Origin of the sequence: Bradyrhizobium sp. HKCCYLS3077, from assembly GCF_051167555.1 — a bacterium.
Taxonomy (GTDB): Bacteria; Pseudomonadota; Alphaproteobacteria; order Rhizobiales; family Xanthobacteraceae; genus Bradyrhizobium.
This window is the reverse complement of the sequence record NZ_JBNPTH010000003.1, coordinates 125,609-138,349: the sequence shown is the minus strand read 5'-3', so window position 1 is coordinate 138,349 and position 12,741 is coordinate 125,609. Positions and strand designations below refer to the sequence as shown.

Genomic DNA, 12,741 nt, shown 5'->3' with positions numbered 1-12,741 from the left:
CTCAGCAGATCCGCGGCAGCTGCTCGCCCGACAGCCAGTCGACGATGCGGCCTCCACCAAAGCTCGTCGCCATCTGGACGAAGCGATGATCATCCGCCACGGCCTCGCCGATGTCGGCGGCGTCGTAACCCAGCGGATGCGCCTTCATCGCCGCGAGCACGGCGCCGGCCACGTCAGGCGACACCACGGCGATCAGCTTGCCTTCATTGGCGACGTGCAGCGGATCGAGACCAAGCAGCTCGCAGGCCGCGGCCACCGCCGGCTTCACGGGAATGGCCTCTTCCTGCAGGCGGAAGCCGAGATTGGACTGCTGCGCGATCTCGTTCATCGTGGCGGCGAGCCCACCGCGCGTGGGATCGCGCATCAATCTGACGCCACGACCGCCGGCGGCCACCATGTCGGCAACGAGCCCGTGCAGCGAGGCCGAGTCGGAGACGATCTCGGTATCGAAGGTCAAATTCTGCCGCTTCGACATGATCGCGACGCCGTGATCGCCGAGGCTGCCGGACAGCAGCACACGATCGCCGGGCGTCGCCTTGTCGGCGGAAAGATCGAGCCCCTCCGGCAACACGCCGACGCCTGCGGTCGAGATGAACACGCCATCGGCCTTGCCGCGCTCGACCACCTTGGTGTCACCGGTGATGATCGCGATACCGGCCTCGCGCGCCGCCTCGCCCATCGCATCGGCGATCCGCTTGAGATCATCGAAGCGAAAGCCCTCCTCGATGATGAAGCTCGCCGAGAGATACAGCGGCTTCGCGCCGGCCATGGCGATGTCATTGACGGTGCCGTGCACGGCGAGGGAGCCGATATTGCCGCCGGGAAAGAACAAGGGCGAGACGACATAGCCGTCCGTCGTCATCACCATGCGGCCGGCCGCCACGTCGAATGCCGACTGGTCGTTGCCGCGTGCCAGCCATTCATTGCCGAAGGCTTCGTGGAACAGGCCCGAGATCAGCTGCGCCATCGCGCGGCCGCCGGCGCCATGCGAGAGATCGACGCAGCCGTTCTTCATGTCCAGCCGGCGCTGATGCATGCTCATGAGGCGAGCCTCCGCTGATGGTCGCGAAAGCGGCCATAGGTCCAATGCGCCGCGCAGGCGCCTTCCGACGACACCATGCAGGAGCCGATCGGCGTCTCCGGCGTGCACGCCGTGCCGAACAGCTTGCAGTCCACCGGCTTCTTCAGCCCGCGCAGGATCGCTGGGCATTCGCAGGCCGGATTGTCGGCGACGACGAGTTCGGCCATCGCGAAGCGCAGCTCGGCATCGAGATGCGCGAAGGCCGGCCGCAGCTTCAAGGCGCTCGCCGGAATGCTGCCGAGGCCGCGCCACTCGAACTGGTCGCGCAACTCGAAGATCTCGGCCACCTCCCTGATCGCGCGCTGGTTCCCGCTCCCGGTGACGGCGCGACGATACTGGTTCTCGACCTCGTGGCGACCGTCATTGACCTGCTCGATCAGCATCAGGATCGCCTGCATCATGTCGAGCGGCTCGAAGCCGGCGATCACAACGGGCTTGCCATCGTCGCGCGCGAACGGCGCATAGGGCTCGGTGCCAATCACGGTCGAGACGTGGGCCGGGCCGACGAAGCCGTCGATCTCGATCGGCGTGTCGCTGTCGAGGATCGCGCGCATCGCCGGCGGCGTCAGCACGTGGTTGCAGAACACGCTGAAATTAGTGAGCTGCTTCTTCTCGGCGGCCCGGATCATCACGGCGGTCGGCGGCGTCGTTGTCTCGAAGCCGATGGCGAAGAACACGACCTCGCGACCGGGGTTCTGCTCGGCCAGTGCAATGGCATCGAGCGTCGAATAGACCATGCGGATGTCGGCGCCGCGCGCCTTGGCCTTGAGCAGCGAGGCACCGCGCGAGCCCGGCACGCGCATCAGGTCGCCATAGACGCAGAGAATGACCTGCGGCCGTTCCGCCAGCGCGATCGCCATGTCGATGCGCCCGGCCGGCAGCACACAGACCGGACAGCCGGGGCCGTGAATCATGCGGACATTCTCAGGCAGCATGTCTTCCAGGCCATAGCGCGCAATCGCATGCGTATGGCCGCCGCAAAACTCCATGAAGCGATAGGCGCGCGCCGGATCCGCCTTGGCGCGGATGGCGCGCGCAAGGCCCAGCGCCAGCTCCTTGTCGCGAAACTCGTCGGCATATTTCATGATGCAACCTCCGCCGTCGCTGCGCCCATCTGCCGGAGCAGGTCCAGCGTCTCGCGCGCCTCCTCCGGATCGATCTTGGCCAGCGCGTGGCCGACATGAAGGATGACGTAGTCGCCGACCGCGACCTGCTCGATCAGCGCGACGGAGACCTCCTTGCTGACGCCGTCGATCGAGACGATCGCCATGTCGTCGGGCAGCAGCTTGATCACCTCGGCGGGAATGGCCAGGCACATCAGACGATCCCTCCAGCTGTGTTGTCGTTGTCGATCAGTCGCAGCCCGGCGATCCAGGCCTGCCCCAGGCTCAGGCCGCCGTCATTGGGCGGCAGACGGCGGGGGAGAAGCGCCGCAATGCCGGCAGCGCGGCAGCCGCTGACGATCAGCTCCGCCAGATGCGTATTAAGGAAGCAGCCGCCGCTCAGCACGACGGTGTCGACGCCGGTCGCGCGTGCGGCGTCCGCGATCCAATCGACGCAGGCCGCTGCCAGGGTGCCGTGAAACAGGCCGGCGGCTTCGGCTTGGTCGAGGTCGTTCGCGACGAGATGCGCGAGCAACGGACGCAGCGACAGCACGCTGTCGGCCATGGACCAGCCGCGTTCGAGCACCATCGGTGCGCGCACCAGCGCCTCCAGCCGCATCGCGGCCTCGCCCTCGTAGCTCTGAACCGCATTGATGCCGAGCAATCCCGCCGCGGCATCGAACAATCGGCCGGCGCTGGTGGTCACGGCCGCATCGGTGCGATCGAGCAGCATCGGCAGATGGCGCGCCTGGGGCTGATCCATGAAGCGCGCGGCGATCTCGGCGTCATGTCCGAGGTCATGCAGCACCGCCGCCGCCATGCGCCACGGCTCGCGCGCCGCGCGGTCGCCGCCTGGCATCTTCAGCGGCGCGAGATGGCCGAGACGTTGAAAGCGGAGGCCTTCGCACAGCAGCAGTTCGCCACCCCAGGCTCCGCCGTCGCTGCCATAGCCGTAGCCGTCGAGCACCACCGCCAGCGCGGGCTCTCGTACGCCGTGCTCAGCGATCACCGACGCCGCGTGGGCGTGATGATGCTGTACGGCGAAGGTGGGCAAGCCTTGCGCCTGCGCAAACCGCGTCGACGCCATGTCCGGATGCAGGTCATGCGCGATCGCCACCGGCGCGACGTCGAGGATGGACGTGAGATGTTCGATGGTCTCCTCGAAGAAGCGGATTGATGCGACAGTGTCGAGATCGCCGAGATGCTGCGAGACGAACGCTTCGTCGCCGCGGATCACCGTCACCGTCGACTTGAGATGAGCACCGACCGCCAGAAGCGGCGGCAAAGCGTGCGGCAGCCGGATCGGCTCCGGCACATAGCCGCGCGCGCGCCGGATGAATCGTGGGGCACCTGCCATCATGGCCACGACGGAATCATCGGCGCGGATCACGATGTCGCGGTCATGGGTGACGATCAGATCGGCGATATCAGCCAGTCCGGCAAGAGCGTCATGATTGTCGGTCAGCAACGGCTCGCCGCTCGGATTGGCGCTGGTGCAGACCAGCGCCCAATTGGCCTCATCTCCATGCGCACGCAGCGCGTCGAAGATCAGATGATGCAGCGGCGCAACCGGCAGCATCACGCCGATCCTGGCAAGGCCCGGCGCAACCGAGGGCGCAACGGTGTGGCGTGACGTCAGCACCACGATCGGTCGCGCGACCTGTTCCAGCAACGCGCATTCCGCCGCATCGATCACGGCAATCTGGCCGGCGGCCTCGGCCGAGGCCAACATCACCGCGAACGGCTTGCCATCGCGCTGCTTGCGCGCGCGCAGCCGCTGAACCGCGCGCTCTTTGCGCGCATCACACAGCATCTGGTAGCCGCCCAGTCCCTTGATGGCGACGATCTTGCCGTCGGCGAGCGTGGAAGCGATGTCGTTGACACTATGGCTGAGGCGAGGTCCGCAATCCGGGCAGGAGATCGCCTCGGCATGAAACCGGCGGCCGCGCAGATCTTCATAGTCCGCGCGGCAAGCCTCGCACATCGGAAAGCGCTTCATTGCCGTCGTCGCGCGGTCGTAGGGCAGCCGCTCGGCGATGGTGTAGCGCGGACCGCAATGGGTGCAGTTGACGAAGGGATAGCGGTGGAAACGGCTATGAGGATCGAACAGCTCCGCAAGGCACGCCGGACAGGTCGCGGCATCCGGCACGATGCGGGTGGTCACCCGGCCGCTGATGCTGCCGCCGATGCGGAAGTCCGCGCTGGCTTCAGTTGCGATCGCCTCGACGGCGATGTCGTCGATGCGGGCCAGAGGCGGCGCCTGTCGTGGCAGCGCCTCGACGAACGGCACGACGTTCTCGCCCTCGACTTCGATCACGACGCCTTCCGCGTCGTTGGCGACGAAGCCGCCGAGGCGATGGCGCGTGGCGAGGCCATGGACATAGGGACGGAAGCCGACGCCCTGCACGGCGCCGCGAACGCGGAGCCTGAGGCGCGTGCGATCCGCCGCCAATGTCGGGCCTGCTGAGGTCATCTCTGCACCGCGCCCAGCGCGCCCGCGCGCATGCGGTCAGCCTGCTTCCTGATCCAGGCATAGAAGGCGGAGAAGCCTTCGCCCGTCTTGGCCGAGATCGTCAGCACTTCGATTTTGGGATTGACGCGGCGGGCATATTCGATGGTCTGCGCCAGATCGAAGTCGAGCACCGCGGCCAGATCGATCTTGTTGATGAGCATCAGCGCCGAGGCTGCGAACATGTCCGGATATTTGAGCGGCTTGTCCTCGCCCTCGGTGGTCGAGAACACCACGATCTTGCAGGCCTCGCCGAGATCGAACGCCGCCGGGCAGACGAGATTGCCGACATTCTCGATGAACAGCAGCCCGCCGCGCAGCGGCGGCAGCCGGCCATAGGCCTCGCCGACCATGGCCGCATCGAGATGGCAGCCCTTGCCGGTGTTGATCTGGATCGCCGGCACGCCGGTCGCGCGGATGCGCTCGGCATCGTTCGAAGTCTGCTGATCGCCCTCGATCACGGCGACCGGGCGGCTCTGCTTCAGCTCCGAGACGGCGCGCACCAGCAGCGAGGTCTTGCCCGCGCCGGGGCTGGAGACGAAGTTGAACGCGAGCACGTCGTGCGCTGCGAAGCGGGCGCGGTTCTCGGCGGCGAGGCGATTGTTCTTGCCGAGAATATCGCGCTCGATCTGGATGATGCGTCCACTCGACAGGCCGGCGATCTCCTGGCCCGCCGGATTGGCCGCACAGTCGATATGATCCGCCGCGCCATGCGCGTGATGATGGTCATGCGCATGATCATCATGGTGATGATGGTGGTCGTGGTGGTGATGGCCGTGATGGTGATGATGCCCGGCATGATCATGGCTGTGATCATGTCCATGCGCATGATGATGATCGTGATCGCCGTGATCGTGATGATGATCACCCGCTTCGATCGAGGACTTGCCGTCACCGCAGCCGCACACCGTACACATCACTCGACCTCCAGCTCCTTGACCCGCATGTCCTCGCCGCCCGTCACCTGCAGCTGATGGCTGCCGCATTCGGGGCAGGGCTCGTAACGCTGGCTGATCTCGACGCTGCGCGAGCAGCCGAGGCACCAGGCCGTGCCCTTCTGTTCGATGATCTCAAGCGCCGCGCCGCGCGCGATCGTATGCGCCGTGACGGCCTCGAAGCAGAACCGCAGCGCCTCCGGCGCGACATGGCTGAGCGCGCCGATCTCGAGCCACACCGTCTTCACCTTGGAGAACGCGCCCTTGCGCGCCTCCGCCTCGACGATCTCGACGATGCCTTCGCACAGCGCCATCTCATGCATCGGCCATCTCCCGCACCGTCAGGCCGAAGCCGACGCAGGGATCGAACGATGCGATCATGCCGTGGACGGAATCACGATCCTCGGCGCCGCGCAGCATGGCGCCCGTCAGACAGGTCACGACCGGCCCGCGCGGATGAAAATTCCATTCCGTCGGGGCGAGATAGTCGAAGCTTGCGATGTTGCCCAGCGCATCCAGCTCGACGACGTGGTGCAGCCGGCCACGCGCACATTCCACCGCAGCCGCACCACGGCCAGGCCCCAGTGCATAACCCGCGACCAGGTCCTCCTCAGTGGCATCCTCGGTCTCACCGTCCTCGATCCAGCGGAGCAGCGCGGTCAACTCTGCGATCCGGGCCGACAGCCGCTCGGCTGCCCCCGCCGCGTGCGGCGCGTTGCGTGCCTGACGGGCCCAGACGCCGGTCTCGGGGACACGGCCGTCGAGCTCGGGCGCATCCGCGAATGCGGGCCCCTCCTCCATCAGCCGGGTGACGACGGCGCGATCGTCAGCAGCAGACAGCGCGCCATGCGCTGACGGCATGTGCCTCCATCCTCCATCTTCGGCGGCCTTGCGAAGCGCCGCCATCAGCCTTGCGAGTGGAGTTTCCGGCGCAAAGATCCCCGAGGCGGAGCCTACCCCCAGTTTCTCCAAGGCCATCTTGATCTGTGACAAGGTTTCTGCGCGGGAGCTTACGGATGCCTCGGCTCGAAAGCCGTTCTGCAGCGCCGCAATGGCTTGCGCCAGCGGCAGCGTTTCGCGATCGCCGGAGAGAGGTCCGAGCAGCAGGCCGCGCAACAACTCGGCAACGCGCTCGGTCAGCACGGCCTTGATCCGGCGATGCCGCGTCAACGGTGCCGCCGGCTGACCGCGCGCGGCCTCGATGGCCGTGAGCAGCGCGACCTGATGCGCCGTGGCGCACAGCGAAAACAATCGGGGCAAGGCTGCGAGTAGCACTTCGACGGGCCTACCCGCGCCAAGACGCCCGACCGGCGGCCGCGTGCGCGGTTGGATCTCGACGCGCGTGATCCGCCCGTCGGCCACCGACAGCGTCACGTCGATCCGGTTGCGGAAGGCGAGCGTCATGCGCGGCGCTCCGACAAGGCTCCACGCAGCAACGCGCGGCGATCGATGGCGCGCGACGCCCGCGCGGCATGGCCTTCGTCTTCGGACGCGGTCAGCATGGCCGCAAGCGCGGCCTCGGCCGCGATTCGCGCGGCGGTCATGTCCTCGAACTCGGACATCGGCGAGAACAGCGAACAACTGGCGATGCGCCCGACCTCGGCGACTTCACCGACGGTGAACTCAAATGCGCCGGCGGGCAGCGCGATCTCGATGGTTGATCCGACGCTGCCTTGTTCCGCCGGAGTAACCACGTTCATGAACCAGGGCGTGATGATGATCCCGATCGTCCGTCCCTGGACGCTGGTGAAGCCGACCGCCTCCACGTCGAGCACATCGTGGTAGATCGGCAAGTCGCGCATGGCCCGCTCACCGATCTCGCGATAGGCGCCGGCAAGGCGCTCGCCCCATGCGGCCGGCGCGAGCTCGTAGATCTCCTGCCCGGCCGCGACCGCACTCATGACTCCACCACCATGAACTTGGCCTTCGGCGCGTCGCAATTCGGGCAATGCCAATCCTCAGGGAGGGCCGAGAACGGCGTGCCCGGTGCGATCTGCGCGACGCCGTCGCCTTCGGCCGGGTTGTAGCGCGTCCAGCAGATGCCGCACTCCAGCGTCACCTCGTCGGCGAGATCGCTGCGCACACCAAAATTCTCGAAGCCGGCGCTCATGTGAAATACGCCTCGATGATCTGCTTCAGACGTTCGGCCGAATCCTCGAAATCCTCGGGCGCGGCGAGCGCAACCACGGGCACGCCGCCGACCTCGAGCGTATCGAGGATGATCGTGTCCATAGCGTTGAAGAACTGCACCGACCAGACATGGCGCACGCCGGTCGCGAGGACGCGGCAGGTGCCGTAGCCGCGCGACATCAGTTGAATGGGACCATTGCCGAGCGTTTGCTGCAGGAAGCTCATGTCGACCGGGCTCATCGGCAGCAGCGTGAAGTTGATGGTCTGCGAGCGCTGGCCCGGCCGCCAGGCGAGCGCGCGCTCGCGAATCTCGGCGAGCACCGGCAGCGCGTTCATCGTGCCCTCCGGTGCCGGCCCGATCACGACGTCGCCGGCCGTCAGATCGATCGCGGCGCGCGCGACAATCTCGGGCACGGCGCCGATCTCGATGTAGTCGTGGCTCTCGTCGCGCTCGAGCCGGATCCGCCAGATGCCCGCGAGCACCGATTCCTGGATCTGCGCGAGCGAGCCGTCCGGCAGCGCCACCACGCCGGCGACCTCGCCCTCGCCGAGCACGTCGTCGATCAGCCGGCGCTCGAGATCGTTGAGGCCTTCGAGACGGAACAGCTGCGTCGGCGCGTCGGCGGCCTGCGATCCGATGGCCGACGCGATCGTCGACAGCAACTCGACGGCGCGCGGACAGCTCCGCGCCAACTCCTCCGAATCCAGCGTCGCGAGCTTGGCCAGGGCGCCGGAGGCGGTCAGCCCCTTGTACTGAACATCGAGCGCCTCCTCGCCGATCGGAAACACGCTGACCGGCTGCTCGGCGCCTTCGGGCGCAATCCAGAATCCGGGCTTCATCGGTCGACTCCTGAAGGCTGATGCGCGGGAACGATGCTGGCGACGACCGTTGCGGCGGCTCCGACCGGGCGATCGATCAGGCGCGAGATGCGGTCGACATAGACGGACCAGTCCTGGATCTTGGCGATGACGCCGAGCACGTCGCTGCCGCGGCACAGGATCAGCGACGGCTGCACGCGTACGCCAAAGCGCGCGCCGAGCTCGGCCTCAGCGTTTCGCGCGATCACCGCGCCGCGCAGCCGTCCTTGAAACGCGGTGATCAGCTCCGGCAACACGATGGCCACGTCGAGCGCTTCCGGAAACCTTGCGGGATCGCCGGCCGAGAGCAGCACGGCAACGGCACCAGCGCCGTGTGCCTCAGCCAGGAAGCGATCGACGGAGCCAGCATCGACCTCCGGCAGCCCACCTCGCCTGCGCGCAGGCTCGTGCTGCAGCATCTCCATGGATGTCTCCCCCTGACCAGTTATCGTTTCCGTCGTCCCATTGGTCAGCAATCGACGTGCCAGATGCCGGCGTCCGACCAACTCAGGCAAGCTTTTGATTTAACAAAATATTTTCAGACGATTAAGTTTTCAGCAGGAAACGGCAAAGTTGGTTTCCATACAGGAGATGGTAAGTTTGTTTTCTTGTGGAAACCATATTGTCAGAAACCTGACAGGATGACAGCCCCGAGATCAGCGCAGATGCTCCGGCAGCTGCGGCTCACGGCCGACCAGGTCGGCAAAGAAGTCGTCGCAGTTCTCGCCGTTCATCGCGGCCTGCAGGCCGCGCAGCGCCTCACCGATCAGCCGCGCCTCTTCGTCATCGAGCAGGCGCACCGCGTTGTCGAGATAGACGAGGACCTTCGCGCCGACCGGCGGGCTTGAGAGAAGCAGCACCGAGACGCGGCGCTCCTCACCGTCGAAGCTGCACCGCGCCGAGACGCCGTCGGTCTCCACGATCGTCATCGGCAGGCCCAGGCACATGGCAGACTCCCTCGCGATCCCCCGGGTTATTCGGCCGGGTCCGCGCGCATTTCGTAGCTATGATGATCGATGTCGTTGGCGAGCAGGCGCGCGTCTCCGGCGAGCGGCTCGGGCCGCAACACCGCCGAGACGCCCCACTCGGCGAGCACAGCGCAGGCCAACTCAATCGCCGGGGCAATCTGCGCGCGCACCGGCGCGGTCAGCGGCCCGCCCCAGTCCTCGAGATCCAGCGGCTGGCAGCCGATCAGCGCCAGACGCTGGGGATAGCGGCCGAGCAGGTCGGCGGCGCTCAGCACCTCCTGGAAGCCGGTCTGGTGCAGGCTCATCTTCTTGGCGCCGGTGAAGCGCGGCACCTCCTCGTCACGGACGAGCTTGAGCTCGCCCGGCGCAAGGCCGTAGTCGATGGCGTCGAACACGATGAGGCCATCGGCCTCCTCGACATAGTTGACGAGGTAGAGCCCCTGCGTACCGCCATCGAGGATCGTGACGTTGTCCGGCACGGCGTAGCGGCGGTGGAATTCCTCCACCACGCGCACGCCAAACCCTTCGTCGGCCCACAGGATGTTGCCGATCCCGAGCACCAGGATGCGGTCGAGCTTCACGCCGTCGGCCATCGCCGTACTCCCTTTCACTCGCGGAACTGCCGCTCGCCCGAGATCATCGAGGAGATGATGCTCTGACGGGACATGATGTCCTCGCGGATGGCGGCATAGACGTGCACCATCACGAACATCACCAGCGCCCACATGCCGAGGTGATGATAGGTGTGCACATCCTGGCTGTTCGGCCAGATCGAGAACACCCAGCCGAACAGTTTGTACTGCCAGCTGTCGATCCCCTCGCCTTCCGAATACAGCGCGAAGCCGGTGACGATCATGAAGGCGACGAACACCGTGAAGCCCGTGAACATCGCCGTCTGCGCCAGCGGATTGTGGCCGACATACATTTTCGGCTCGCGCTCCAGGAACGCATACCAGCGGATCTCGTGCAGCACTTCCTTCCAGAACTGCTTGCGATGCACGGGAATGTAGAAGATCTGCCGCGAGTGGTGGTTGCCGACGAAAGCCCAGAGGATGCGGGCGAGGAAGAACACCGCCAGCACCTGCCCGGCCGCGAAATGCGTGAACCGGATGTAGCCCATCACGAAGCTGCCCGATGCCTCGCCTTCCACCGTCGGCAGCGGCGTCCCGATCAGATAGCCTGTCACCATCAGCACGACGATCGCGAACGCGTTGACCCAGTGGCAGATGCGCACCGGGGCTTCGTAGACATAGACCGTGGGCCGGCCGATCGCGCGCTCACCGGCGGCGTCGGCCGCGATCGCGGCGAGGTTGGACTCGGTCTCCGGCGGACGTGCAACGGCATCCATCATGCTGCTCTCTCCCGCTACCTGACCTTGACCGTCGCCATTTCCTGGCCATCCGGGCTCATGACGTGCGTGGAGCACGCCAGGCACGGATCGAACGAATGGATCGTCCGCAGGATCTCCAGCGGCTTTTCCGGATCCGCCATCGGCGTATCCATCAGCGACGCCTCGAAGGCGCCGATATTGCCCTTGGGATCCCGCGGCGAGCCGTTCCAGGTGGTGGGCACGACGCACTGGTAGTTGTCGATCTTGGTGTCCTTGATCTTGATCCAATGCGCCAGCGCACCGCGCGGCGCCTCGGTGAAGCCGTAGCCCTTGGCCTCCTTCGGCCAGCTCTCCGGCTTCCACTTCTCGACATTGGCGGTCGAGGAGTCGCCCGCCTTGATGCGCGCCACCAGTTTGTCCTGGAAGTAGCGCATCTGCGTCGCGGCCCAGTCGCACTCCAGCGCGCGGGCGGCAGTGCGGCCGAGCGTCGAGAACAGCGCCGTGACCGGCAGGTTGAGCGCCTTCAGGAGCTTGTCCGTCGGCTCCTTGAATTCCGGCTTGTTCTGCGCATAGCCGATGATGTAGCGCGCCAGCGGCCCGACCTCGACCGCGTTGCCGCGCCAGCGCGGCGCCTTGATCCAGGAATATTTGCCGCCCTCGTCGAGCTCCTTGATGTCGGTCTTGGTGCCCTTGGCATTCGGTCCGAGCTGATAGTTCGGCTCGGTCACGCCGTCCCAGGGATGCAGCCCCTTGCTCTCGTCGGGATATTTGTACCAGGAATGCGTCACGAACTCCTGGATCTGCTCGGGATCGCCATGATCGATCGGCAGCACCTCGTTCAGATTGCCGTTGAGGATCACGCCGCGCGGCAGCTTGAGGTTCTTGGCCGAATAGTCGTTGGCGTTCTCCGGAATGTCGCCGTACGACATCACGCTCTTGCCGGAGAGGCCGCCGCCATAGAGCCAGTCCTTATAGAACGAGCCGATGGCGACGACGTCGGGCAGATAGACCTTCTGCACGAACTCGATCGAGCGGTCGATGATCGACGAGACGAGGTTGAGCCGCTCCATGTTGATGGCGCCGACCGCGCCGGTGCCGTCGATATTGACCGCACAGGGCACGCCGCCAACCAGCCAGTTCGGATGCGGGTTCTTGCCGCCATAGATGGTGTGGATCTTGACGATCTCCTTCTGGAAATCGAGCGCTTCCAGATAGTGCGCGACCGCCATGAGGTTCGCTTCGGGCGGCAGCTTGTAGGCGGCGTGGCCCCAATAGGCGTTCTTGAACGGGCCGAGCTGGCCTGACTCGACGAACTTGGTCAGCCGTATCTGCAGGTCCTTGAAATAGCCGGGCGAGGACAGCGGCCAGTCCGAGATCGACTGCGCCAGCGCCGAGGTCGCCTTCGGATCGGCCTTCAGCGCCGAGACGACGTCGACCCAGTCGAGCGCATGGAGGTGATAGAAGTGCACGAGATGGTCGTGCACCTGCAGGCAGAGCTGCATGATGTTGCGGATCGAGTTGGCGTTGTCGGGGATCATGATCCCCAGCGCATTCTCGACCGCGCGCACCGAGGTCAGCGCATGCGTGCCGGTGCAGACGCCGCAGATCCGCTCGGTGAAGGCCCAGGCGTCGCGCGGATCGCGGTTGCGCAGGATGGTCTCGATGCCACGCCACATCGTGCCGGTCGAGACCGCGTTGCGGATGACATTGTTGGAATCTACGTTCACCTCGACGCGCAGATGACCTTCGATGCGCGTGAGCGGATCGACGACGACGCGCTTGCCGGAATTGTCGAGATTGAAGCCATTGGGAGTCTGGATGCCCATC

The 12,741-nt window shown here is 66.0% G+C and carries 15 protein-coding genes; all 15 read right to left on the bottom strand.

Annotated features, from left to right (window positions below):
• Position 1: 1 nt before the first annotated feature.
• The 15 genes from hypE to ACQR0Z_RS12445 all read right to left on the bottom strand — a co-directional run bounded on the left by hypE (position 2) and on the right by ACQR0Z_RS12445 (position 12,740).
• Positions 2–1,042: a hydrogenase expression/formation protein HypE gene (gene hypE, locus ACQR0Z_RS12515; protein WP_434877129.1), complete on the bottom strand. Its 1,041-nt coding sequence runs from the start codon at positions 1,040–1,042 to the stop codon at positions 2–4.
• Positions 1,039–2,166, bottom strand: coding sequence for a hydrogenase formation protein HypD (gene hypD, locus ACQR0Z_RS12510; protein ID WP_434918809.1), 1,128 nt, complete (start codon positions 2,164–2,166; stop codon positions 1,039–1,041). The genes hypE and hypD overlap by 4 nt, the downstream gene beginning before the upstream one ends.
• Entirely contained in the window at positions 2,163–2,399 is a 237-nt protein-coding gene (locus tag ACQR0Z_RS12505) for a HypC/HybG/HupF family hydrogenase formation chaperone (protein ID WP_434855970.1), read from the bottom strand. Before ACQR0Z_RS12505 ends, hypD begins: the two co-directional genes overlap by 4 nt.
• On the bottom strand, positions 2,399–4,657 hold the full coding sequence (hypF, locus tag ACQR0Z_RS12500; protein ID WP_434918808.1) for a carbamoyltransferase HypF: 2,259 nt from the start codon (positions 4,655–4,657) through the stop codon (positions 2,399–2,401). Before hypF ends, ACQR0Z_RS12505 begins: the two co-directional genes overlap by 1 nt.
• Positions 4,654–5,610 (bottom strand): hydrogenase nickel incorporation protein HypB, encoded by a 957-nt coding sequence (gene hypB, locus ACQR0Z_RS12495; RefSeq protein ID WP_434918807.1) that lies wholly within the window; start codon positions 5,608–5,610, stop codon positions 4,654–4,656. Before hypB ends, hypF begins: the two co-directional genes overlap by 4 nt.
• A complete protein-coding gene (hypA, locus tag ACQR0Z_RS12490; protein ID WP_434855973.1) occupies positions 5,610–5,951 on the bottom strand; it encodes a hydrogenase maturation nickel metallochaperone HypA in 342 nt (113 codons plus the stop codon). Before hypA ends, hypB begins: the two co-directional genes overlap by 1 nt.
• Complete coding sequence (locus ACQR0Z_RS12485; RefSeq protein WP_434918806.1) at positions 5,944–7,032, bottom strand: nickel-dependent hydrogenase large subunit; 1,089 nt, start codon at positions 7,030–7,032, stop codon at positions 5,944–5,946. The genes hypA and ACQR0Z_RS12485 overlap by 8 nt, the downstream gene beginning before the upstream one ends.
• The gene (gene hybE / locus ACQR0Z_RS12480) at positions 7,029–7,529 is read right to left on the bottom strand and encodes a [NiFe]-hydrogenase assembly chaperone HybE (protein ID WP_434918805.1); all 501 of its coding nucleotides are present in this window, start codon (positions 7,527–7,529) and stop codon (positions 7,029–7,031) included. The genes ACQR0Z_RS12485 and hybE overlap by 4 nt, the downstream gene beginning before the upstream one ends.
• Positions 7,526–7,738 (bottom strand): rubredoxin, encoded by a 213-nt coding sequence (locus ACQR0Z_RS12475; RefSeq protein ID WP_434877136.1) that lies wholly within the window; start codon positions 7,736–7,738, stop codon positions 7,526–7,528. Before ACQR0Z_RS12475 ends, hybE begins: the two co-directional genes overlap by 4 nt.
• Entirely contained in the window at positions 7,735–8,598 is an 864-nt protein-coding gene (locus tag ACQR0Z_RS12470; RefSeq protein ID WP_434918804.1) for a hydrogenase expression/formation C-terminal domain-containing protein, read from the bottom strand. The genes ACQR0Z_RS12475 and ACQR0Z_RS12470 overlap by 4 nt, the downstream gene beginning before the upstream one ends.
• A complete protein-coding gene (locus tag ACQR0Z_RS12465) occupies positions 8,595–9,041 on the bottom strand; it encodes a hydrogenase accessory protein (protein WP_434855978.1) in 447 nt (148 codons plus the stop codon). The genes ACQR0Z_RS12470 and ACQR0Z_RS12465 overlap by 4 nt, the downstream gene beginning before the upstream one ends.
• Before the next feature lie 231 nt (positions 9,042–9,272).
• Positions 9,273–9,563: a HypC/HybG/HupF family hydrogenase formation chaperone gene (locus ACQR0Z_RS12460; RefSeq protein WP_434855979.1), complete on the bottom strand. Its 291-nt coding sequence runs from the start codon at positions 9,561–9,563 to the stop codon at positions 9,273–9,275.
• A 26-nt stretch (positions 9,564–9,589) separates the two neighbouring features.
• Positions 9,590–10,177, bottom strand: a complete 588-nt coding sequence (locus ACQR0Z_RS12455; protein WP_434918803.1) for a HyaD/HybD family hydrogenase maturation endopeptidase — start codon at positions 10,175–10,177, stop codon at positions 9,590–9,592.
• Between the two features lie 14 nt (positions 10,178–10,191).
• Complete coding sequence (cybH, locus tag ACQR0Z_RS12450) at positions 10,192–10,935, bottom strand: Ni/Fe-hydrogenase, b-type cytochrome subunit (RefSeq protein WP_434918802.1); 744 nt, start codon at positions 10,933–10,935, stop codon at positions 10,192–10,194.
• A gap of 14 nt (positions 10,936–10,949) precedes the next feature.
• Entirely contained in the window at positions 10,950–12,740 is a 1,791-nt protein-coding gene (locus ACQR0Z_RS12445) for a nickel-dependent hydrogenase large subunit (RefSeq protein ID WP_434918801.1), read from the bottom strand.
• Position 12,741: the final 1 nt, after the last annotated feature.